Annotated in this window: 22 protein-coding genes; 13 read left to right on the top strand and 9 right to left on the bottom strand. The window is 63.2% G+C overall.

Annotated elements, in window-relative coordinates:
- Window position 1: 1 nt before the first annotated feature.
- From odhB to HY17_RS18505, 4 genes are all read left to right on the top strand, one after another.
- Window positions 2–1,510 carry a 2-oxoglutarate dehydrogenase complex dihydrolipoyllysine-residue succinyltransferase gene (odhB, locus tag HY17_RS18520; protein ID WP_051600318.1) on the top strand — a complete coding sequence of 503 codons (1,509 nt, stop codon included), beginning with the start codon at window positions 2–4 and terminating at the stop codon, window positions 1,508–1,510.
- Between the two features lie 166 nt (window positions 1,511–1,676).
- Window positions 1,677–2,558, top strand: a complete 882-nt coding sequence (yghU, locus tag HY17_RS18515) for a glutathione-dependent disulfide-bond oxidoreductase (protein WP_034769481.1) — start codon at window positions 1,677–1,679, stop codon at window positions 2,556–2,558.
- Entirely contained in the window at window positions 2,555–3,532 is a 978-nt protein-coding gene (locus HY17_RS18510; protein ID WP_034769478.1) for a hypothetical protein, read from the top strand. The genes yghU and HY17_RS18510 overlap by 4 nt, the downstream gene beginning before the upstream one ends.
- 84 nt (window positions 3,533–3,616) lie before the next feature.
- Window positions 3,617–3,961, top strand: coding sequence for a chorismate mutase (locus HY17_RS18505; protein WP_051600317.1), 345 nt, complete (start codon window positions 3,617–3,619; stop codon window positions 3,959–3,961).
- Here the strand turns inward: HY17_RS18505 and HY17_RS18500 are convergent.
- Window positions 3,922–4,302, bottom strand: coding sequence for an Hpt domain-containing protein (locus HY17_RS18500; protein ID WP_034769472.1), 381 nt, complete (start codon window positions 4,300–4,302; stop codon window positions 3,922–3,924). The genes HY17_RS18505 and HY17_RS18500 overlap by 40 nt on opposite strands.
- 393 nt (window positions 4,303–4,695) lie before the next feature.
- Here HY17_RS18500 and HY17_RS18495 point away from each other — a divergent pair, with 393 nt between their 5' ends.
- Window positions 4,696–6,813 (top strand): hypothetical protein, encoded by a 2,118-nt coding sequence (locus HY17_RS18495; RefSeq protein WP_034769468.1) that lies wholly within the window; start codon window positions 4,696–4,698, stop codon window positions 6,811–6,813.
- A 1-nt stretch (window position 6,814) separates the two neighbouring features.
- Here HY17_RS18495 and gcvA read toward each other — a convergent pair whose 3' ends face one another.
- Window positions 6,815–7,747: a transcriptional regulator GcvA gene (gene gcvA, locus HY17_RS18490; RefSeq protein WP_034769465.1), complete on the bottom strand. Its 933-nt coding sequence runs from the start codon at window positions 7,745–7,747 to the stop codon at window positions 6,815–6,817.
- A 109-nt stretch (window positions 7,748–7,856) separates the two neighbouring features.
- On the opposite strand from gcvA, the gene cysG reads away from it, so the two are divergent.
- Genes cysG through HY17_RS18460 form a run of 6 tightly spaced genes read left to right on the top strand, consistent with a single transcriptional unit; the run spans window position 7,857 to window position 13,078 of the window.
- A complete protein-coding gene (gene cysG / locus HY17_RS18485; RefSeq protein WP_034769460.1) occupies window positions 7,857–9,260 on the top strand; it encodes a siroheme synthase CysG in 1,404 nt (467 codons plus the stop codon).
- Complete coding sequence (locus HY17_RS18480; RefSeq protein ID WP_034769457.1) at window positions 9,257–9,562, top strand: DUF2849 domain-containing protein; 306 nt, start codon at window positions 9,257–9,259, stop codon at window positions 9,560–9,562. The genes cysG and HY17_RS18480 overlap by 4 nt, the downstream gene beginning before the upstream one ends.
- Window positions 9,562–10,194, top strand: coding sequence for a glutathione S-transferase family protein (locus HY17_RS18475; protein ID WP_112073097.1), 633 nt, complete (start codon window positions 9,562–9,564; stop codon window positions 10,192–10,194). Before HY17_RS18480 ends, HY17_RS18475 begins: the two co-directional genes overlap by 1 nt.
- Window positions 10,194–11,849 carry a nitrite/sulfite reductase gene (locus HY17_RS18470; protein WP_034769454.1) on the top strand — a complete coding sequence of 552 codons (1,656 nt, stop codon included), beginning with the start codon at window positions 10,194–10,196 and terminating at the stop codon, window positions 11,847–11,849. The genes HY17_RS18475 and HY17_RS18470 overlap by 1 nt, the downstream gene beginning before the upstream one ends.
- Window positions 11,836–12,330: a DUF934 domain-containing protein gene (locus tag HY17_RS18465; RefSeq protein WP_034769451.1), complete on the top strand. Its 495-nt coding sequence runs from the start codon at window positions 11,836–11,838 to the stop codon at window positions 12,328–12,330. Before HY17_RS18470 ends, HY17_RS18465 begins: the two co-directional genes overlap by 14 nt.
- Window positions 12,331–12,334: 4 nt before the next feature.
- Complete coding sequence (locus tag HY17_RS18460) at window positions 12,335–13,078, top strand: phosphoadenylyl-sulfate reductase (RefSeq protein WP_034769448.1); 744 nt, start codon at window positions 12,335–12,337, stop codon at window positions 13,076–13,078.
- Between the two features lie 87 nt (window positions 13,079–13,165).
- On the opposite strand, the gene HY17_RS18455 is transcribed toward HY17_RS18460, so the two are convergent.
- Window positions 13,166–13,975 (bottom strand): RNA methyltransferase, encoded by an 810-nt coding sequence (locus HY17_RS18455; protein WP_034769447.1) that lies wholly within the window; start codon window positions 13,973–13,975, stop codon window positions 13,166–13,168.
- A 52-nt stretch (window positions 13,976–14,027) separates the two neighbouring features.
- Entirely contained in the window at window positions 14,028–14,360 is a 333-nt protein-coding gene (locus HY17_RS19770; RefSeq protein ID WP_051600316.1) for an RcnB family protein, read from the bottom strand.
- A gap of 171 nt (window positions 14,361–14,531) precedes the next feature.
- Here HY17_RS19770 and HY17_RS18445 point away from each other — a divergent pair, with 171 nt between their 5' ends.
- Complete coding sequence (locus tag HY17_RS18445) at window positions 14,532–15,755, top strand: hypothetical protein (protein ID WP_034769446.1); 1,224 nt, start codon at window positions 14,532–14,534, stop codon at window positions 15,753–15,755.
- Here the strand turns inward: HY17_RS18445 and rpoH are convergent.
- The 3 genes from rpoH to HY17_RS18430 form a co-directional block, all read right to left on the bottom strand.
- A complete protein-coding gene (gene rpoH, locus HY17_RS18440) occupies window positions 15,752–16,651 on the bottom strand; it encodes an RNA polymerase sigma factor RpoH (RefSeq protein ID WP_034769445.1) in 900 nt (299 codons plus the stop codon). The genes HY17_RS18445 and rpoH overlap by 4 nt on opposite strands.
- Before the next feature lie 279 nt (window positions 16,652–16,930).
- Complete coding sequence (locus tag HY17_RS18435; protein WP_051600315.1) at window positions 16,931–18,601, bottom strand: SulP family inorganic anion transporter; 1,671 nt, start codon at window positions 18,599–18,601, stop codon at window positions 16,931–16,933.
- 30 nt (window positions 18,602–18,631) lie between these two features.
- The gene (locus HY17_RS18430) at window positions 18,632–19,303 is read right to left on the bottom strand and encodes a carbonic anhydrase (protein WP_034769442.1); all 672 of its coding nucleotides are present in this window, start codon (window positions 19,301–19,303) and stop codon (window positions 18,632–18,634) included.
- Window positions 19,304–19,592: 289 nt separating this feature from the next.
- On the opposite strand from HY17_RS18430, the gene HY17_RS18425 reads away from it, so the two are divergent.
- Window positions 19,593–20,537: a LysR substrate-binding domain-containing protein gene (locus tag HY17_RS18425; protein WP_051600314.1), complete on the top strand. Its 945-nt coding sequence runs from the start codon at window positions 19,593–19,595 to the stop codon at window positions 20,535–20,537.
- Here the strand turns inward: HY17_RS18425 and zapE are convergent.
- Both zapE and HY17_RS18415 read right to left on the bottom strand, forming a co-directional pair.
- The gene (gene zapE / locus HY17_RS18420; RefSeq protein ID WP_034769439.1) at window positions 20,524–21,651 is read right to left on the bottom strand and encodes a cell division protein ZapE; all 1,128 of its coding nucleotides are present in this window, start codon (window positions 21,649–21,651) and stop codon (window positions 20,524–20,526) included. The two genes, HY17_RS18425 and zapE, sit on opposite strands and share 14 nt — an antisense overlap.
- Window positions 21,652–21,658: 7 nt before the next feature.
- Complete coding sequence (locus tag HY17_RS18415) at window positions 21,659–22,273, bottom strand: rhomboid family intramembrane serine protease (protein ID WP_034769437.1); 615 nt, start codon at window positions 22,271–22,273, stop codon at window positions 21,659–21,661.
- Window positions 22,274–22,298: the final 25 nt, after the last annotated feature.

The following is a 22,298-nucleotide window of genomic DNA, read 5'->3' as shown; positions in this document are numbered from 1 at the left end:
CATGACCGACATTACAGTCCCCACGCTTGGCGAAAGCATCACCGAGGCCACGGTTGGCCAGTGGCTGAAAGCCAAGGGCGATGCTGTGAAGAAAGACGACGTGCTCGTGGAGCTCGAGACCGACAAGGTTTCCGTCGAAGTGTCCGCCACCGAAGACGGCGTGCTGGGTGAAATCCTCGCGCAGCCGGGCGACACGGTTGAAATCGGTGCCCTGCTGGGCCGTCTCGAAGGCGGGGCAGGCGGGGCGAAACCCGCGCCTGCGGCTGCTGCTGCGCCTGCCAAGGAAGAGGCAAAGCCCGCTGCCGCGCCGGCTGCTTCCGGCGGCGGCTCAACCGATATCGTTGTGCCTGTGATGGGCGAGAGCGTCGCCGAAGGCACACTGTCCACCTTCCTCAAGCAGCCGGGCGATGCGGTGAAGAAAGACGAAACCATCGCAGAAATCGAAACTGACAAGGTGGCCCTCGAAGTGCCGGCCCCGGCCGATGGCGTGATTGCCGAATGGACGGTGGCTGAAGGCACGTCCGTGACGCCGGGTTCCGTGATCGGACGGGTCAGCGCGTCTGCAGGGGCTTCGGCTGCACCGGCTGCAGCTGCGCCGGCCCCGAAAGCGTCTGCGCCGTCAGCTGCCCCGGGTGACCGTCCGGTGGCTCCGTCGGTCCGCCGCATCTCGGCTGAGGCCGGGGTCGATCCTCAGAAAATTCCAGGCTCGGGCCGCGATGGCCGTGCCACAAAGGCTGATGCTATGGCATATGTGAATGCACCGAAAGCCCCGGCGGCAGCGCCGGCCCAGAGCGCTCCGCGCGAGACCGGTCCGCGGGAAGAGCGTGTGCGGATGACCCGCCTGCGCCAGACCATCGCGCGCCGCCTCAAAGAGGCTCAGGACACCGCCGCCATGCTGACGACGTTCAACGACGTCGACATGGGTGCCATCATGGACCTGCGGAAAAAGCATCAGGAAAGCTTCGTTGCCAAGCATGGCATCAAGCTGGGCTTCATGAGCTTCTTCGTTAAAGCCTGCGTCAACGCGCTGAAAGAGGTTCCGGCGGTCAATGCCGAGATCGATGGTCAGGACATCATCTACAAGAACTACTATGACATCGGCGTCGCGGTCGGCACGGAAAAAGGCCTCGTGGTGCCGGTCGTTCGCGACTCCGACGACATGTCCCTTGCCGGTATCGAGAAGGCGATTGCCAATCTCGGCAAGAAGGCCCGCGATGGCGAGCTGACCATTGGCGACATGCAGGGCGGCACGTTCACCATCTCGAACGGCGGCATCTATGGCTCGCTGATGTCGACGCCGATTCTGAACCCGCCGCAGTCCGGCGTGCTGGGCATGCACCGCATCGAACAGCGCCCGGTCGTCGTGAACGGCGAGATCAAGATCCGCCCCATGATGTATCTGGCGCTGTCCTACGACCACCGTATCGTCGACGGCAAGGAAGCAGTGACCTTCCTCGTCCGCGTCAAGGAAGCGCTGGAAGATCCGGAGCGCATGCTGCTGGAAGTCTGATCCGTCAGGCACAAGTTGATTTCAAAAAGCCCTCCTGCACCCCGGGAGGGCTTTTTTATTGTCAGGGGGTCTTCACGATAGGTTGAGCGGGTCTGATTGCGCGAGACCTTGCATTGCGCGGCGCGCGCCACAGCTTAAGCTGAACCAAAACGCAGGAAGGAACGCCATGACCGATCCCACTTACACGCCGCCGAAAGTCTGGACCTGGGACAAGGCCAGCGGCGGCCGCTTCGCGAATATCAACCGCCCCATCGCCGGACCGACGCATGACAAGGAGCTGCCGGTGGGCAAGCATCCTTTCCAGCTCTACTCGCTCGGTACGCCGAATGGCGTGAAAGTCACGATCATGTTCGAGGAGCTGCTCGAGGCTGGTCACAAGGACGCCGAGTATGATGCGTGGCTGATCAATATCGGGGAAGGGGACCAGTTCGGTTCCGGCTTTGTCGACATCAACCCGAACTCGAAGATCCCGGCGCTGATGGATCATTCCACCAACCCGCCGACGCGGCTGTTCGAATCCGGCTCCATGCTGATTTACCTTGCCGAGAAGTTCGGCGCTTTCCTGCCAAAGGATCACAACAAGCGCGCTGAGACGATCAACTGGCTGATGTGGCAGATGGGATCTGCCCCGTTCCTGGGCGGTGGCTTCGGCCATTTCTATGCCTATGCGCCGGAGAAATACGAATACCCGATCAACCGCTACGCCATGGAAGTGAAGCGCCAGCTGGACGTGCTGGACCGGAACCTCAAGGACCGTGAGTACATGGCCGGTGACGAATACACGATCGCCGACATGGCGATCTGGCCCTGGTATGGCGCGCTGGTGACCGGCGCTGTCTATGATGCGGGCGAGTTCCTGCAGGTGCACGAATACACCAATGTCATCCGCTGGATGAAGCAGGTTGGGGCAAGACCCGCCGTGCGCCGCGGCCAGATGGTGAACCGGACATTCGGCAAGCCGGAAAGCCAGCTGCGCGAACGTCACGATGCCAGCGATTTCGACACGAAGACGCAGGACAAGCTGGAAGCGGAAAAGGCGGGTGAATGAGTCTGTTCGGACTGTTCGGGAAGAAACAGCCCCCATTCGATCCAACCGAAGGTGATCCGAACGTCGCGCCCGGCCTTGGCCTGATACAGGCCGGAGACGGCGCGGCGCTCGGCGCCCTCTATGCGGGGCTGCCGCCGGCGGACCGTGTTCATTTTATTGATAGTGTCGGCCTCCTGTCGGAGATCGCGGCGCCTCTGCCGCCGCTGGACAGCCACCCGGCCATGCCCGCCATTCATGGCGGGCTTTGTTATGTCTGGGCCCATCGCCTGCGCGGCAATGCGACGGCTGACCTGACCAGCGACGGGCAGTTCATGGACATGGCGGAAATGGCCTTCCACGCGCAGGACCTGCTGGCCAGGGCCTCGCAGCAAACGCCCGGCGACAGCGCGCTGCATGCGTTCCGCATCCGGGCGATCATGCTGACAGGTGGCGAAGACGGTGTGTTCGAGGAAATCTGCGCCGGCCTGAAGGCAACAGGGGAGGCGAACCTCCTCGCCGAAATGGCCCGCCTGAATTACCTGACCGCAAAGTGGCACGGCAGCCATGAAGAGATGTACGGCGTCGCCGATGCGGCGGCCGTGGATCCGGCGAATGCGGCCTTCCTGTCCCTGCCGGCGCGCGCGTGGATCGAGGAATGGCTGTACGAAACCGGCATGAATGATGTGCGGGAGGAACAAGAAGCGTTCCGGGCGCGCCGGTATTCGGAGGATTTCCGGGCCGAGATTGCCGCGCTGGATGATCGTTTCCACGCGCTGCTGGCTGACCTGCCGGCGCCCAGCCAAGTGGAGCGCCAGTTTGCCCACAACAGTTTTGCCATGCTTTTCCACCTGAACCGCGACAAGGCGCGCCTGAAAGCCCATCTCGAAGCCATTGGCAGCACGCCGACAGGCATGCCGTGGGGGTATATTTTTGGCGAAAATGTTCCGAAGAAGCTCAACAAGTTGCGCAAGTCTGTCGGACTGGCGCAATTCTGACCCCGCTGCTGCGGCACCGCACCTCGTTCCTTGCAGAGGCGCCGTCACCCATATAGGGCAGGACGATCAGACCTGAGAGGCCGCATGACGACCTACACTTCCGACCCTCGCCGGCACACTGCCGAGACCGCAGAGACGATGACCGATGTCCGCTACGAGGTGGACCGGATCGACCGTCTGCTGGTGGAAATCCTGGCTGAGCGCCAGTCCTTCATGGATGCTGCCGCCCGCATCAAGGGCGACCGGAACATCGTGCACGACCGCGCACGGATTGAGGATGTGGTATCGAAAGTGAAGGCGGCCTGCGAGGCGGCAGGCCTGTCACCGGCGATCGCGGAGCCCGTCTGGCGGACGCTGATCGACCGCTGCATCGCCTATGAATTCGAGAGCTACGACGCTTTGAGGGCGCCTTTGCCGGCAAGTTCGTGAGCGGCTTTCGCCACTTCTTCCATCGTCGCCGACAGGCAATCGCGCACATCGCCCAGCAGGACAGCAGCGGCGGTAATGCTCGGCGGTGTCTCTGAACGCCCGGCCTTTTCGGCCAGCTCGCAATAGCGGGCGAGGCGCAACGCACCGAGCGACAGGCAGGCACCTTTCAGCGTGTGGGCCGCATCGGCCCATTGTTTCGGCTCGGCCTTCGGATCCATCAGGCGCATCCACAGCCCGGTCTGCTCGCGGAAAATGTCGATCACTTCGAGCGCGAGATCCTTGTCTCCGCCGGTCATGGCCTTGAGGTGGTCGCGGTCGAGCAAGGCGAGGGTGGAAGACATGAGGTCATCTCCGGTTATCGCGGCAAGTATGACATGGCCTGCTTTGTGACGAGGTTAACGCGGTTAAAATGCGATGACTTATCGTTTGTCGGTGAAAGAATTCCGCGTTATACACCCGAAGGGTGAGGCAAAAATGCTTCCAATCCGAACATTTCTGACGTCATGGGGGCCGTTGTGGCTATCATCATTCTGATCCGGAATCTGGTCATTGCCGGCGTACTTGCCTGGCTTGGCATCGATTATGCTCCGGATGACAAATCGGATATGTCCGAGGCTGGCCCTCAAAGCGCCTTGATTCTCGGGCATTCTATCAAATAACGATCTGGCGGTTGGCCCTTTGCTGTTAAGCATTCCGGTCTCGCGCCGGAAGGTTTGACGCGGTATAAGGGTGGTATGAGCGAAAACACCGAAGCTCGGCCCTCTGGCCGGGATTTGCTGGCCAGGCAAGAGGCATCGGAATATTTCGAGCTGGCACAACATGGTGGCAGCTGGATGGTCGTGGGCGGATTCGTGGCTGCGTCCATGTGGATCGGTGCGGCTGCCGGTGTGATCCTCGGCTTCTATGGTGTCCCCGCGCTGATGGCGCTTAACCCGTTCGTCCTGGCAGGCGGGGCGATGGGCATTGCCGTGCCCGCGCTGTTGCTGGTCATGGCCGGATATATGGGCCGAACCAACCGGCGTGCGAGTGCGGCGAACGCCCTCGTCATGTCGGCTGCGACCCGCTTGATGGCGCCCGCCCGCGAGGCCGGCACCGAGGGCATTACCTTTGCCGAGCAGATGAAACAGGCCGCTGCCGAGATCGATCATGCCATGGCGCATGCCCTGACGGCGATGAAGGCCATGTCGGGCGAGATCGGCGATGAGCGCATGCGCCTCGAATCCGTCGCTTATGCCAGCGCCGACAATGCCCGCGACCTGACCGAGCGCCTCTCTGCGGAACGCCAGGCGCTGGAAGGCCTTGCCCGTGACCTGCGCAGCCAGCTCAATCAGATGAACGACGCGATCCCGCGCCAGGCCGAGGCCATGGTCGCGGCGGCACGCGCGGCGACCACTGAAATCTCGCAGGCAGATGAGTTGTTGGACAACCAGCTTGAGGCCATGCGCTCGGCCAGTGAAGCGCTGGCCGCACGCCTGCTCGACCTCGATAATCTTGCCCGCGAAGCTGGCGCCCGCACCGAGACGCTGACCTTCGCGATCAGCCAGATCGAGGAGAAGCTCGACCAGTCCCGCCGTACGGTCGATACGGCCGTCCGGGCAGGGGAGATCGCTGCCGCTGCCGCCATGACGACCGGAGACGCGCTCAAGGACGCTGTCTCCTCCGCGATCGAAGGCGCGCGTCAGGCCAATCATGAAATCAACCAGTCGACCCGCGCCGCCGCGGAAGAAGCCGCCCAAGCGCTGGCCCGGCTGCGCCAGGCCGGCCAGGAAGCTGCGGCCTCGCTCCGCAGCACCGAGTTTGCGGCCCGCGCCGAAGTTGCCCGGATCGACCGCTCTGCCGTGCTGGAAGGCCAGAAACCGAAACCGCCGGCTAAAGACCCGCCGCCGGTTGTCCAGCAGGCGGCGCCTGCACCTGCACCGGAAAAGCCGGCTCCGCCGCCTACCGTGACGCCGCCGCCGCGCCCGGAGCCTGCACCAGCACCATCTTCCAGCCGCGAGCCGGTGAATGGTAGCCATATGAACGGCAAGAGCCACACAAATGGCTATTCGATCACCAATGGCCATTCCCTGAAGGACGAGGCGCCGAAACGCCCCGCGCCGCCACGCCGTGCCACCGATCCTGACGAAGACCTGTTCGATGCAGCCGCGGACCTGCTTGCCTCGGCCGGGCAGGAAAAGACGGAAGACAAGGCGCCGGAACCGGACGCAAAGGACGCACCGCTGGAGCTGGGCAAGACCGTCGATCCGAAGGATCCGAACCCGGTCACGCTGCGCCGCCGTTTCGACGATGTGAAGGAAGAGCCTGCCGCACCGCCGCACCCGCTGCGCCGTGCGACGGATTTCCTGCAAGCGGAAGCAGGGGCGGCAGCTGCAACCCCAGCGCCCGAAACAAAACCGGCTGCTGCGGAGCCCCCGCCGGCCGTCGTCACGCCGCCCGCCTCAAAGGCGGAACAGTCCGGCGAAATGGGCTGGCGCGATATCATTTCCGACATGAGCCGGGACGATCCGCTGCCGCGCGACCGCGAGGAAGTGGCCGACAGGCTGATCGCTCGCCTGCAATCGTCCGGCATCCAGCTGCCGGAGACCTTCAAGCCGAAGATGAAGCGCAAGATCGCCGAGGCGGCCCGGAAGGGGGAACAGCAGCGCAAGGCGGCGATCCTCGAACAGGCCGGCCGTCAGGTGGAGCGCATCACCCAGCGCCTGCGCAATGACGATGACCTGCGAGAACTGGCAGCGAACTTCGTTGAGATGGAGCAGGACGACGCGCTGAACGCGCTGGAGCAGACCCAGCGGACCAGCCGCAATGCCAGCCCGCGTCTCGCGGCTTACCTGCTGCTCGACGCGGCGCTCTAGCTCAGACGCCGACCACTTCCGTCTCGGCGGCTTCTGCCTTGATCCATTTGATGAATTCCCGAACGTCGGGGCTGAGGTGGCGCCCTTTCGGCCAGACCAGCCAGTAGCCGAAATCGATGCTTGTCGACCCGTCTGCAAATGGCGCGACGAGGCGGCCGGAGGCAAGGTCAGACGCTGCGATGGCTTGCTTGGCAAGGGCTACACCTCGCCCGGCGGCGGCGGCCTCGATCACGAGGATCGCCTGGTTGAAGCGCGGCCCACGGCTGGCGTCCACGCCCTCTACCTTGCGTGCCCGTAGCCAACTGGCCCAGTCCGGGCAGGAGGGGTCGACCTCCGTGCTCTCATCGTGGAGCAGGGTGTGGTTCTTCAGGTCTTCCGGGCGGCGGATCGCGTCCGGCCCGTCCAGCATGGCGGGTGAGCAGACCGGCAAAACGGTTTCATCGAGCAGTTTTTCCGATTTCAGCCCGTCATACACGCCCCGGCCGTAACGGATGGCGAAGTCTGCGTCGGCGGTAGTGAAGTCGGTCAGGCCCGTATCTGCGCTGATCCAGGCCTCGATTCCGCCGTGCTGCTGGTGGAATTTGTCGAGGCGGGGGGCGAGCCACTTGGCCGCAAAACTGGGGGCGCACGAGACCATGACCCGGCCCTTGCGGGCGGGGGATTGCATGATGCGGCCTGCTTCAGAAATTCTCTCGAAGGCTTCGCGCACCAGCGGCAGGCTCGCCTGCGCCGCATCTGTAAGCAAAACTGAACGACCCGTACGCTTGAACAGGGGCGTTCCGGCATAGTCTTCCAGCTGGCGGATCTGCTGGGAAATGGCCCCCGGGGTCACATTTAGTTCATCGGCTGCCTGTGTGAATGACAGGCGCCGGGCGGCTGCTTCGAAGGCACGAAGGGCGTTCAGCGGGGGCAAACGGTCAGTTGGTTCGGCCATAAATAGTTTCTCTAAAGCATCGCTGTAGGGGTTGCCAGTTGTCTCTCTCCCGTCAAGAGCCATTTTGGCAGCGTGTTGATCAGCTTTGCTAAATAGGGGCTCTGTGCGCATGCGCCAGTTTCCAGCGTTTTTTAATTTGCAGGACCAGCGGGTCGTCATCGTCGGAAGCGGCGAGGAAGCCCTGCGCAAGCTGCGCCTGTTCGCATCTGCTGGCGCCTTGCCCGTGATCATATCGGATCATGCCGGACCAGCGCATGATCATGCGGTGGCTTCGAAGGCGGCCACCATGACCATGGACGGCCTGGCTGAAGCGCTGGAGACCGCCCGGCTCGCCATCGTCGCCGAAGACAATCCGGACGCCATTGCCGTCATCCGCGCGGCCCGCGTGCCGCTGAACGTGGTCGACCGGCCGGAGCTCTGCGACTTCACCGTGCCCTCCATCCTGGACCGGGGCGACATTGTCGCCGCGATCGGATCGAACGGCACGGCGCCGGTGCTGGCAAAATCCATCCGTACAAAACTCGAAGCGCTGCTGCCCGCGCGCATCGGTGATCTCGCCGCGCTCGCTGGCCGCTTGCGCGACACGGTGAAAGCCGCGCTGCCGGATTTTTCCGCCCGCCGCAAATTCTGGGAACGCACGCTGACGGGGCGCGCCGCTGAGCTCGCCTATGCCGGAGACCTGACCGGCGCTGAAGCCGCGATGCGCGCCGAACTCTTCGCGCCTTCGGAAGCGGGCGTTGTGCACATTGTCGGCGCCGGCCCCGGCGATCCGGAACTCCTGACCCTGAAAGCCCTTCGTCTGATCCAGGAAGCGGACGTGGTCTACTACGACCGGCTCGTCTCGGATGGGATTCTCTCCCTCATCCGCCGCGATGCAGACCGCATCTCCGTGGGCAAGGCGAAGGGCAACCATTCCGTGCCGCAGGACCAGATCCACGAATTGCTGATCCAGTCCGCCCGCGAGGGCAAGCGCGTGGTGCGCCTGAAGGGCGGCGACCCCTTCATCTTCGGCCGGGGCGGGGAAGAGCTGGACGCCGTGGAGGCTGCAGGCATTTCCGCTTTCGTTGTGCCGGGCATTTCCTCCGCCCTCGGATGTGCGGCGAGCGCCGGCATACCGCTGACCCACCGGGACCATGCACAGGCTGTCACCTTCGTGACCGGCCATGCGAAAGCGGGCGGCGTGCCGGACCTCGACTGGGCATCGCTCGCCAAGCGCGGACAGACCGTCAGCGTCTATATGGGCGTCGGTACCTCAGCCGCGATTGCCGAAAAACTGATCGAAGCCGGCCGCGCGCCGCAGACCCCGGTCGCCGTGATCGAGAACGGCACACGGGAAAATGAAGTCCGCGCCTATGGCATGCTGGAGGAACTGCCCCAGCTGATCGAGTCCCATGGCATCAAGGGACCGGCGCTGCTGATCATCGGCGAAGTCGCTGGCCTCCGTGCCGGGCCTGTTACCGCCACCGTTTCCACTGAAGCCTCCATTCCTACTCAGAAGGTTGTCTCCGCATGACGTCCGTCCGCCCGAAACTGAAGCCCGAGACTCCGAAAGCCGTGACGGCCTGGGAAACGGCGACCGGCAAATCCGTCTGGATGACGGAAGTCGGCACCTGGTCTGACGATGTCGGCAAGGCTGCCGCCTTCACCGGAGACATCGCCGAGGCCCGCCTCGCCGAAGCCCTGAAGCAGGAAGGCAAGGTGACCGATCCGTACTTCATGGAAGTGACCGAAACCGGCGGGATCACCGGCCGCGAAACCATTCGTGAAACCATCCGCGCCACCGGCCCGACCGTCGCCTATGGAGCCGATGCCTGATGCCGACCCGACCCATCACCCGCCTGACGCTTTATGGCGACTCCATTTCCGGCAACTGCCAGAAGCCGAAATGGACGGCCAATTATCTGGGCATTCCCTTCGACTGGGTCGAAGTGGATATCCTGAAAGGCGGTACGCAGACGGAAGACTTCCTGGCCGTGAACCCGGTAGGGCAGGTGCCGGTCGCGCGCTGGCCGGACGGTCGTACCCTGCCGCAATCTAATGCGATCATGCTCTACATTGCGGAAGAGGCAGGAAGCGACCTGATCCCGGCGGATGGCTTCAAGCGCGCCAAGATGATGAGCTGGCTGTTCTGGGAGCAATACTCTCACGAGACGGCCATCGCCGTGCGCCGGTTCCACAAGCATTACCTGAAGAAATCCGATGATGAGATCGATCCGAACCTGATGGCCAAGGGCCGCCGGGCCCTCGGCGTGATGGAGATGCAGCTGACCTTCACCGACTGGATTGTCGGCGAGGGTATGACGCTCGCGGACATTGCGCTCGTCGCCTATACGCGCCTCGCCCATGAGGGCGGTTTCGATCTTTCCGAGTTCCCGGCGGTCGAGCGCTGGGTCAGCCGCACCGAAGCGGCGCTCGGCATCCCGCACGCAAGAGAGGTTGCGGCCTAATGTACAGATATGACGAATTCGATGCCCGGATCGTGAAGGACCGCGTGGAACAGTTCCGCGGGCAGGTGAACCGCCGCCTGTCGGGCGAACTGTTGGAGGACGAGTTCAAGCCGCTGCGCCTGCAGAATGGCGTGTACCTGCAGCTGCACGCCTACATGCTGCGCGTCGCAATTCCTTATGGCCAGCTGAACGGCGCGAAACTGCGTCGCCTGGCGGAAGTGTCTACCAAATATGACCGTGGCTATGGCCATTTCACGACGCGCCAGAACATCCAGTACAACTGGGTGGCCCTGAAGGACATTCCGGATGCGCTGAATGACCTCGCCGAGGTCGAGATGCATGCCATCCAGACCTCCGGCAACTGTATCCGCAACGTGACGAGCGACCATTTCGCGGGTGCTGCGGCCGACGAAGTGATGGACCCGCGCCCCTGGTGCGAGATCATCCGCCAGTGGAGCACCTTCCATCCGGAATTCGCCTTCCTGCCGCGCAAGTTCAAGTTCGCGGTTACGGCGGCTGCGGCGGACCGGGCGGCGATTGCCGTGCACGACATTGGCCTGCGCATCGTGAAGCGCGGCGAGCAAGTCGGCTTCGAAGTCTATGTCGGCGGCGGGCAGGGGCGGACACCTCTGCTGGCCGCGCTAGTCAATGATTTTGTTCCGGAGGCAGAGCTTCTGGACTATGTCGAGGCAATCATGCGCGTCTACAACCGCTATGGCCGCCGGGACAACAAGTACAAGGCGCGGATCAAGATCCTCGTGGCCGAGCTTGGCCCGGAAGAGTTCACGCGCCAGGTGGAGGCCGAATACGCCGCCCAGCGCCCGCATGAGAAGATCGACCTGCCGCAGGCCGAGATCGACCGCATCCATGCCTATTTCGCCCCGCCGGCTTTCGACGCCGAAGATGGCACCGACGCGTTCGAGGCCGCCAAGGCCGCCGAGCCGGACTTTGCCCAGTGGGCGGAGGTAAACCTGCATCCGCACAAGCAGGCGGGCCATGCCTCCGTCACCGTCAGCCTGAAGCCGATCGGCGGCGCGGCGGGCGATGCGACGGATCTTCAGATGGAAATCGTTGCAGGTCTCGCCGAACGCTACGCCTATGACGACATTCGCGTCTCCCACGCGCAGAACCTCGTCCTGCCACATGTGCCGGTGAAGCATCTCTATGCGATCTGGCAGGCGCTCGATGCCGCCGGACTCGCGACGCCGAATGAGAGCCTGATCACTGACCTGATCGTCTGCCCGGGGCTCGATTACTGTAACCTCGCCAATGCGCGGTCGATTCCGATCGGGCAGGCAGTGCAGGAAGTCTTCGCCGATCCGAAATACCAGCGGGAGATCGGGCGGCTGCACATCAACATTTCCGGCTGCATCAATGCCTGTGGCCACCACCATGTCGGCCATATCGGCATTCTCGGCGTCGACCGGAAAGGCGAGGAGTTCTACCAGATCAGCCTCGGCGGCCGGGCGGACGAGAAAGCCGCCATCGGCGCCATCGCCGGGCCTGCCCTGAAAGGGGAGGACGTGCCCGGCGCCGTCAAGCGCATCATTGACGCCTATATGGCACTGCGCACATCTCCCGATGAGCTGTTCATCGACACGCTGGAGCGCGTCGGCGCCGACCCGTTCAAGGAGGCCCTCTATGCCACTGCTTAAGGATGGTGCAGAAATCGAGAATATCTGGCTGTTTGCCGGGCAGGAAGGTGAAGAAGATCTAAAGCCTGACCAGGCCGTGACCTTGCCGCTGGCCCGTTTCCTGGAACTGGCGGAAAGCCTCGCCGGGCGCAATGCGCCGGTCGGTGTACGCCTCGTTCCGGAAGACGATCCGGAGCTTCTGGAACCATTTCTTGAATGGATTCAATTGGTTGAGGTCTCGTTCCCAAAATACACCGATGGCCGCGGCTACTCCCAGGCACAGCTGCTGCGCCGCCGTCATGGCTATACGGGAGAGCTGCGCGCGGTGGGACACGTACTGCGCGATCAGATTTTCTACATGAACCGTTCAGGCTTCGACGCTTATGAAACCGCCCGCGCTGAACTACCTAGTGTTCTGGAAGCCCTGAATGAATTCCGGGACACCTACCAGCCCGCGGCCGATGGCCGGGTCTCGGTGTTCCACGCAAGACACGGAACCTGACCTGATGCCCTATGGCGATATCAAACTCCGGCAGAAAGAGGATACCGAGACCCGTCTCGCCCGCCTGAACGGCGAGCTGCGCGAAGCCTCGGCCCAGACCATTCTGCGTGTCGCCATGGTGCGCGAATGGCCGGAACAACTGACCTATGTGTCGAGCTTCGGGGCAGAGAGCGTGGCCATGCTGTCACTGATCGCCGAAGTGGACCCGAGCCTGCCGGTGATCTTCCTCGATACGGGCATGCATTTCCCACAGACGCTGGACTATCGCGACGAAGTGATCGACCGCCTCGGCCTGACCGGTGTGCGCTCAATTCCGCCGAACGAGACCGAGCGCAAGGTGCTCGATCCGGACAACAAGCTCTGGAAGTCGGACTCCGATGCCTGCTGCGCCCTCCGCAAGGTGCGCCCGCTGGAACCGGCGCTGGAAGGCTTCAGCGCCTGGATCACCGGCCGCAAGCGTTTCCATGGCGGCGAGCGGATGAAGCTGCCCGTCTTCGAGTTTGCGAACGGCCGCTACAAGGTGAACCCGATGGCCGGCTGGACGGCCGACGACGTCGAACTGTTCATGAAGCAGCGCAACCTCCCGCGCCACCCGCTGGTCGATCAGGGCTACCCGTCCATCGGCTGCTGGCCGTGCACGCGACCGGCATCGGACCCGCTGGATCCGCGCTCCGGCCGCTGGGCAGGCCAGAACAAGACCGAGTGCGGTCTCCATCTCGACAAGGCGGAACGTCCACGCGTATTCTGAGGCTCTCTCGGGGCGGCTCTATCACACCAGGGGGTCCCCCATTCGCCCTTCCCGGCATAACCGGGGAGGGCGTTTTCTTGAGTCACCTCAGCCCGATTTCCCGAACACATGCGCCAGTGCGATCGCTCCGGCGGTTGCCACATTGATGCTGTCGAAGCCGTCCGACATGGGGATGCGCACGGGCGTAGCGGCCTTGATCAGAGCATCCGGCAAGCCTGGCCCCTCGGCGCCAAGCAGGATCGCGAGCCTGTCCGGCACGGGTAGGGATTGCATTGAGGCGGCTTCAGCCCGAGGTGACATGGCCCAGACGGTATAGCCCGCGTTTAAGACGGCATTTACCATGTCCAAGCCCGTCCCGCCTTGGGCATAGGGCAGGAATAGGCTCGCCCCGGACGAGACGCGAATGGCCTTGCGGTAGAGCGGATCGCAGCAGCGTTCGTCCAGCAGGACGCCGCCCGCGCCAAAGGCCGCGGCATTGCGGAAGCAGGCGCCCGTATTGTCGTGGTTCGAAATGTCGGAAAGGAGCAGGAGCGGCGAGGCGGGCGAGTGACTGGCAAGAAATTCGTCTGTCTGGGGAATATTGCCCTTCAGGCCACAGGCGAGCACGCCGCGGTGCATAGGGAAGCCGGCCACCTGATCCATCACCTCCTGCGGGGCGGTGTAGACCGCCACATCGGCAGGCACTTTTGCCAGCAGCTCTGCCAGCGGCTCCATCCGGGACTCGGCCAGGAACAGGCTCTCAATGGCAAAGCGCGAGCGCGTCAGCAACGTCTCCAGCGTCACCTTGCCCTCGACAATGAACCGCCCGCCATGGCCGGAGGTCAGGTCCTTCTCGCGGATGGAGGTGTAGGCCGCAACGCGGGGGTCGGCAGGGTCAGAAACAGGAAGAACGGGCATGGGGTTACCCATGCCCGCTCCGTCTGCTGCGATCAATCGCTGGGGTTTACGATCAGTCGAGCAGATCAATGATGGCATTGGCGACAAGGCCAGTTGTGACTTCCATCAGGTAGGCGTCCTGGTCGACCACGACCCAGCGATAGCCCGGAGGGGCCGGTTCCAGGTCATAGCGGCGCCAGTCCTCGAAATAGTGGCCGGTGCGATAGTCCGCGGGCAGGTATTCGCCCTTCTTCCACATTTTCTTGGCGTGGCCCGGCGGTATCTTGCCCTGCTTGGCCAGACCCGGCGGCAGGTCGCCCGGGCGGGATTGCGGCGGGTCGGCATAGGCCATCAGGCCTGCGCCCATGGCAGCGGCCAGCGCGGTGGTGACGAGTCTGAATTTCATTTCAAACCTCCTTTCGGGGCGTGTGGTCAGGTCTTGGGCGATAAACGGCTGAGAAGGCAGCCCGGTTCCCGGAAATAGACAGGGGCGCGGGCCGTCAACGTAATGTGTTGTTTGTGCTGAAGATTGCGGTAGGAGTAAGGCACTTCAGAAAGCGGAAGGGGAGATCCGCGCATGACCAAGACTCATGTTGGCAGCCGCATGGCAGTCACCATCCTGTTCAGCTTGCTATACCTCGCCTTCCTGCTGGAAACCGGCTTCCTGCTTGGGGAGTTCGGCGCTTCGGGCCTGGCCCTGCGGCTGGCCTCGCTGGATTCGCAGAATTTCATCTTCTTCCCTGTGGCTGGCCTGCTGGCGCTGGTCGCCTTCTGGCAGCCGGCCGTGTTGCTGGTCGATGCGATGTGGCGCGGCCAGCTTAAGTATGGGCGCATTGTGCTTGGGGCGAGCCTCCTGGTCGCATTGCTCGGGGCATGGCTGATTTCAGATGCGTTTGAGTCCTCGGAGGCCCGGTCCGTTTTCGAAATCGCGCCGAAAGCCCTGGCTGCGGATCGCGGCGTGCCCGCCTCAGAGCAGACGCCGCCGATTGCGCCGGTGAAGGAAGTGCTGGCCCGCATGCGCATCCTTTCGGGGGTTGACCGCGGCCTCGGCGAATACCAGGCCCAGTGCGATCAGGAATGGCTGCGCTATTCCGTGGCGGCTGATGCGGCGTTGCTCTGTTTCCCGGCAGGGGAGCGCATGTCGATCCGCGACTGCTGCACGGCCAAGGCGGAATTCCGCCAGCGTCTCAACAGGCTTGCTGCCCAATCCCCTTCGGTCACCGGGGCGGTGCACCGCTGGGTCATGCCGGTAAAAGTGTTCTTCCTGTTGCTGCTGCTCGGCATCGGCATCCTGCTAGTGCAATACCGCAAGGGGCTGGAGCGCCTGCACGGGGCGACGCCGTCCGGCATTTCCTTCGGTCTTGCGCTGGGTGGATCGGTAATGCTGATCTGGCCGCTGCTGAACGCGGCGTATTTGCAGACCATGGCGCTGCTGACCGGATCAGGCTCGGCGAGTGCCTATACGATTGTCGCGCCGCTTGTGGCGCTGGGCTTCGGGGTCTGGACGCTGCTGCTCGTCTTCTTCCACCTGCGCTCCTATCCCAGCCAGATCGAATATGCCGCCAAGATCGGCGGCTTCGTCGTCGCGGCCGTGGGCGTGTTCCGCTATGAGGAAATCACGAACTATCTCGCCCGCACGCTCGGCATCGGCGGCGGACTGGTCGCGATCATCGTGTTTGCGGTGGCCGTCGGCGCGCTGATCGTCTCCGTCGTGCTGGGTGTCGACCCAACGGACATCCTGGAAGATGAGGATGTGGAAGAGGCGGTGAAGAGCGTGGTGGAGACCGCCGGCGGGGATTAATTCCCCGTCGGCAGGCCTTGTTCCTTGGCCATGCGCTTCATGGCCTTTTGCAGTTTCTCGAAGGCGCGGACCTCGATCTGGCGGATGCGCTCGCGGGAGACATTGTATTCTTCCGACAGCTCTTCCAGCGTTTTCGGGTCGTCCGTCAGGCGGCGCTCGGTCAGGATGTGGCGTTCGCGCTCGTTCAGGTCTTCCATGGCCGCGGAGAGGAGGTCCATCCGGGCATCGAATTCCTGCTGGTTGGCGAATTCCTCGGCCTGGCCTGGCTCGTCATCGGCCAGCCAGTCCTGCCATTCCATGTCGCCATCGGTGCCCATCGGCACGTTCAGCGAGGCATCGGAGCCGGACATGCGCCCGTTCATCGAATAGACTTCGCTTTCCGAGACATTGAGCTTCTCGGCGATCAGCCTGGCCTGTTCCGGCTTCAGGTCACCTTCCTCCAGCGCCTGCATCTCGCCTTTCAGGCGGCGCAGATTGAAGAACAGCTTCTTCTGGGCGGCCGTCGTGCCGAGCTTCACCAGGCTCCACGAGCGCAAGATGTATTCCTGGATCGCGGCGCGGATCCACCACATGGCATAGGTTGCCAGGCGGAAGCCCTTGTCCGGGTCGAATTTCTTCACGGCCTGCATCAGGCCGACATTACCCTCGGAGATCACTTCGGCCATCGGCAGGCCATAGCCGCGATAGCCCATGGCGATCTTGGCCACGAGGCGCAGGTGGGATGTCACCATCTTCTCGGCGGCTTCAGTGTCTTCCTGCTCGCGCCAGCGCCGGGCCAGCATGAACTCCTCGTTCTTTTCGAGCATCGGAAATTTGCGAATTTCGGTGAGATAACGGCTGAGGCCCTGTTCGGGGCTGAGCGTCATACTCGTACTGGCAGCAATCTTGTTTGCCATCTCTAAAATCCTCCTTCCGGAACCTATCCCGTGAAACCGGCGATGGTTCCAATTTGGAATGTCCGGAACTGTTTAGCCCCGTCTGGCGGCGACGTCTTGTACCGGAATGCGCATGAGTTTCATCGCGCTCAGGTATAGATAGGAATTGCGGCCTTCTTAGGGAAGAGGTGCAGCCATGGGGTTTTAGGTGGAATTTCGGGGGAATTCCGCGCAAAAAAAAGCCCCGCGCCTGGAGAGAGGAGGCGCGGGGCGAAGGTCAGGAACGGGGGGTCTCTCCTGTTATTCGGCCGGTACGGGGGTCGGCTTCTCATCTAGGCGGGTGAGCGCCGCGGTGAGGGCGTCGCGGCGCTTGCCGAAACGCTTGTCCTCACTGCCCGGCACCTGGTCGGCGGCGAAGCGGTGGAGGACGGCTTCGACCTCCTCGCTCATGCCGGTGAAGTAGACATCCTTGCCGGCGTCGTGTGCGTCTTCGATGATCGTCTCGACCGCGCGGACGGCGGAGACGTCGATGAAGGGCACGCGGGCAAAGTCCAGCACGATGATCTCGACCTTGTCGCCAGCCCGGCTGCGGACATGGTGGCCAAGGTCAGCCGCTGCGCCGAAGCTGAGCGGGCCTCCGAAGTCGAACAGCATCACCCGGCCGCCACAGCGGGAGAGAAGGGTCACTTCCTCTTCGCTGGACTGGGGCGGGGCCTCGTGCTGCACGGAGGCGATCTGGTCGTCGGCCAGCTTCTTGATGAAGGCGAGGGCCGCGAGGACCACACCGACAGCCACAGCCGTGATCAGGTCGACGAAGACCGTCAGGCCAAGCACAAGCACCATCAGGGCGAGGTCCCAACGCGGGCCTTTGTGGGCACGCTTGATATAGGACATGTCGATCGTGTCGAAGCCGACCTTCACCAGGATACCGGCCAGAACGGCGTGCGGGATCTGCGAGGCGAGCGGGCCGAGGCTGAGCACGATGGCCAGCAGCACGAGCGCATGGGTTGCGCCTGAAATGCGGGTGCGGCCACCCGAACGGATGTTGATCACGGTCCGCATCGTGGCACCGGCACCCGGGATGGCGCCGAACATGCCGGCGATCGTGTTGCCGATACCCTGGCCGATCAGCTCCTTGTCGGAGTCGTGGCGCGTCCGGGTCATATTGTCTGCGACCAGCGAGGTCAGGAGGCTGTCGATGGAACCGAGCACCGCAAGGATGAAGGCAGCTTCAAGCACCACGAGGGCCGTGTCCGTGCTGAAGCTCGGCAGGACGAATTCCGGTAGGCCGGTCGGGATATCGCCCAGCACGGGCGCGCCCGGAATGAAGAGGCTGACCACTGTACCGATCACCAGCGCCGCGAGCGGGCCGGGGACGTAGGCGGCGAACTTCTTCGGCCAGGTGAAGACGATGAACAGCGTCATCGCGGCAATGCCGACGGCGATCAGGTTCGGGTCCATCACGGCGCCCGGCACCGCGGTGAAGGCCGGGATCGTGCCGCCGCCGTCAGGCTCGTGGCCGAACAGGCGGGAGAGCTGCAGCGCGATGATGATCACGCCGATGCCGCTCATGAAGCCGGAGATCACCGGGTAGGGGACCAGTTTCACATACTGGCCGAACTTCAGCACGCCGAAGCCGATCTGCAGGATACCGGCAAGAACAACGGCCGCGAAAACCAGCGTCGGGTTGCCGCCAAGCGCCGCATAGAGGCCGGCGAAGACGACGACCATCGGGCCGGTCGGGCCGGAGACCTGCGAGCCGGTGCCGCCGAACAGGGCAGCGAAGAAACCAACGAAAATGGCACCCCAGAGGCCGGCGATGGGGCCGGCGCCTGAGGCTTCACCGAAGGCAAGCGCCAGCGGCAAGGCGACGATGCCGGCGGTCAGGCCGCCGAACAGGTCGCCTCTCATGTTCGAGAGGTCAAAGAAGGGGCTGCGCCCGCCGGGCGCAGCTGTCTGGGAGGAAGACATATGGTTGGATCCGTTCGTTCAGGACCCGCTTCACGCCGCGCAGGTATGGTCGCCCGCGAGTTCGCGGATCTGGGCGGCGTAACGGGAGTCGATGGTGATGAATTTGCCTTCGGCCTCGTCCCAGGCTTCGACTTCGCCGGAGCGGATGTCGTAGACCCAGCCATGCAGCTCGGTCGTGCCTTTTGCGAGGGCGGCGGCAACGCTCGGATGGGTGCGCAGGTGCTGCAGCTGGAGCAGGACGTTCTGCTCGATCAGCATCTTCATGCGCTCTTCCGGGGAGGTTTCGTCTTCAGCGATGCTGTCGACAACATCCACGGCAGCCTTGGAATAGCCGAGCCATTTTGCGACGTGCGGCAGGCCCTCAAGGCCTTCCGGATTCATCGCGCCTTTCATGGCACCGCACTCGGTGTGGCCGCAGACCACAATGTGCGGAACTTTCAGGACAGCGACGGCGTATTCGATGGACGCCGTCATGCCGCCGGTGTTCTCCGTATGCGGTGGAACGATGTTACCTGCGTTACGGCAGATGAACAGTTCACCCGGCTCGGTCTGGGTGATCATGGCCGTTTCGACACGGGAGTCGGAACAGGCAATGAAAAGTGCTTCAGGGGACTGGCCCTTGCTGAGCTCTTCAAAAAGACCCTGTTTTTCAGGGTAGACATTGTTCTGGAAGCGGACAACGCCTGCAGCAAAGCGCGGCATGCGAAACTCCTTTCGATGCTGGGGGGGATACTGGATTGGAGGAGGGAGGAAACGTGCGCGGTGGGCGCTCAGTTTGTGGACGGTGGGTCCACAACAGACCGGGTCACTTCACTGTAGTGACGACACGCACTCAGATTAAATGCCATCAGTATGTACACAGAAAGCAGGCTCCTTGGGTCTGATCGCTGTAATCTGGCGTGGCGCAATAGATAGTTCCAATATAAAAACTCTCTTGTTTCAATAAGAAAAAACTATCAATAATGACCCGTTTTTGAACAGGGATTCCCCAATGCGCCCAACGCTTAGACAGCTGCAATACCTGGTCGCCGTGGCCGATACCGGAAAGTTCCATGAAGCGGCGCGCCGGCTGAACGTGTCGCAGCCGAGCCTGTCGGCCCAGATCGCTGAAGCCGAGCAGCAGCTGGGCGCCGTGCTCGTCGAGCGCGGCCGTCATGGCGCCTTCATGACCCCGCTGGGAGAGGAGGTCGTCCGCCGGGCCCGGGCCATCCTGATCCAGGTCGAGGACCTGAAGGCGTTCACCCTGCGGCCTGCAGGGGAAGTGGCCGGGCGCTACCGGCTGGGCACGGTCTCGACCATCGGGCCATACCTTCTGCCAGGCGCTGTCCGTGAACTTCACCGCCTGTTTCCGGAACTGCGCATGAGTGTGCATGAATCCCGGATGGCAGACCTCAATGAGCGCCTGAACGATGGCCGACTCGACATGATCATCTCGACACCGGAGGACCATGCCAGCAGCGCTTTCATGGAACTGTTCGAGGAGACGCTGTTTGTCTGCGCCGCGCAGGAAGATGAATTGTCCGCCCAAAACGGCCCGGTCGATGTGGAAGCCTTGCGCGGTCGGGAATTGCTGAGCCTTGGGCCCGGTCACCGGCTCAGCCTGATCATCCAGCAGCTGGCGGATGCCGCGGGCGCGCACATCAGTACCGAATATGAAGGCACGTCGCTGGACGCCGTGCGCCAGACCGCCAGCATGGGGGAGGGGGTGGCGATCCTGCCGAACCTCTATGCCGTGGTGGAGGCCCAGCGCGATCCGACCCAGGTCGTCCGGCCGATCCGGCACAAGCTCGCCCGCCGCAAGATCGGGCTGATCTGGCGCGAAGGCTCGCCGTTATCCGAACCGATGACCGAAATGGGAAAGGTCATGCGTGCTGTTGCTGAAGACCTGCTGAGCGGCGACGGCAAGGAGTCCAAGCGCCGTGTCAGTCGACGCTGATCTCGACGCGTTCCTCGGCGAGGTAGTCGGTTGAGCGCATCTCGTGCAGGCGGCTCACCGTCCGCTCGAATTCAAAGGCACCGTCCCCTTCCGGGTACAGCGTTTCCGGCTCTGCCGCTGCGCTCGCCACCAGTTTGATCTTTGCTTCGTAGAGTGCATCGATCAGGGCGACGAAACGCGCGGCTTCATTGCGCTTGTCGGCGCCGAGCTGCGGAATGCCTTGCAGGATGATCGTGTGGAAGTTCGCTGCGATGGTCAGGTAATCGCGCGAATAGAGCGGACGGGCGCAGAGTTCTTCAAATGTAAACCAGGCCACGCCGGCCGCCTCTCGGCTGACCTCCAGCTTGCGCCCTTTCACCGTCAGCGTGACATGCTGGGCATGCGCGCCGGAGGTGAGCCGGGTCCAGACCTCTTCCAGCGAAGCATCGGCCTCCGGCCCCAGCGGCGAATACCAGACCGGCGCGGCGATCAGCCGGTCCAGCCGGTAGTCGCGGTCCGAGGCCAGGTGGAAGATATCGCAACGCTCTTTCAGGTGCTGGATGAACGGCAGGAAGAGGGGGCGGTTGATGCCATCCTTATAAAGATCATCTGGCACGCGGTTGGAGGTCGCCACCATGGTCACACCGCGCGAGAACAACTGGTCGAACAGGCGCGCGAGGATCATCGCATCGGCGATCTGCGTCACCTGGAATTCGTCGAAACAGAGCAGCTGCGCCTCGGTGGCGACCTGCTTGGCGACCGGCGGGATCGGATCGTCGCCGGCGCCCTTCACGCGCCATGGCGAGCGCTTGCGGTCGTCCTCCGGCATCTTGCGCCAGGTATCCAGCCGGTCCTGGATCTCGGCCATGAACTCATGGAAGTGTACCCGGCGTTTCGCCTTCGGCGCGGCATCCTCGAAGAACAGATCCATCAGCATGGACTTGCCACGCCCGACCCCGCCCCAGAGGTAAAGTCCGCGCACGGGTTCCGGCTTCGAGAACCAGCCGCCCTTCGGCGGATTGGCGAGGCGCCGGGCGAGGTCGTCCAGTAATTCGGCCGCTTCTGCCTGTACGGGATCATTAGTCAGCAGACCTGCGTCCACACGTTCCCTGTACTGGCGGAGCACGTTTCCCATGAATGGTTCAGCCAAACTGCCGGGCGATCTGGTCCATCAGCCTGCCGAACGCGTCAGGTTTCAGGACCAGCGTCAGCACGATCCCGGCGACCGCGCCGCCAAGGTGAGCGCCGTGGGCGATCATCGTGTTCTCGCGCTGGGAATAGATGAAGCTGATGACGATGAAGAGCAGGGCATAGAGGCCGGCCCAGATCGGCAGGGCGAACATCAGGTAGATCGTCGCGAAGGGAAACAGGATGCCGACAGCCGACATCAGGCCTGAAATGGCGCCGGAGGCCCCGATCGCGCGATAATCCGGCTGACGGCTTTTATCGATGATTTCCCAGAAGGATCCGCCCAGCAGGGAGCCGAAATAGAGGATCGCAAACCCGGTGCTGCCGAATACGCTCTCCAGTGGCGGGCCGAAATAATAGAGCGTCAGCATGTTTACGAAGAGGTGCATGCCGTTCACGTGCAGGAAGCCGGAAGTGAGCACGCGGTGCCACTGGCGCTGTTCGCGGATCGGCTGGATCCAGAGCGAGTTCTGGTTGATGAAATCCGTCGCGCCGAAGCCGATCATGCTGGCGACAATATTGGCCAGCAGCAGGCTGGACGTGATCGGCGCTGAAGTGAAGAAATCCATGCCGAGGCTGTTTCCCGTCAGTGAT

The sequence above is a fragment of the Hyphomonas sp. CY54-11-8 genome, from assembly GCF_000682735.1.
Classification (GTDB): Bacteria; Pseudomonadota; Alphaproteobacteria; order Caulobacterales; family Hyphomonadaceae; genus Hyphomonas.
The sequence above is the reverse complement of the archived record's forward strand: the minus strand, read 5'-3'. Positions and strand labels throughout refer to the sequence as shown.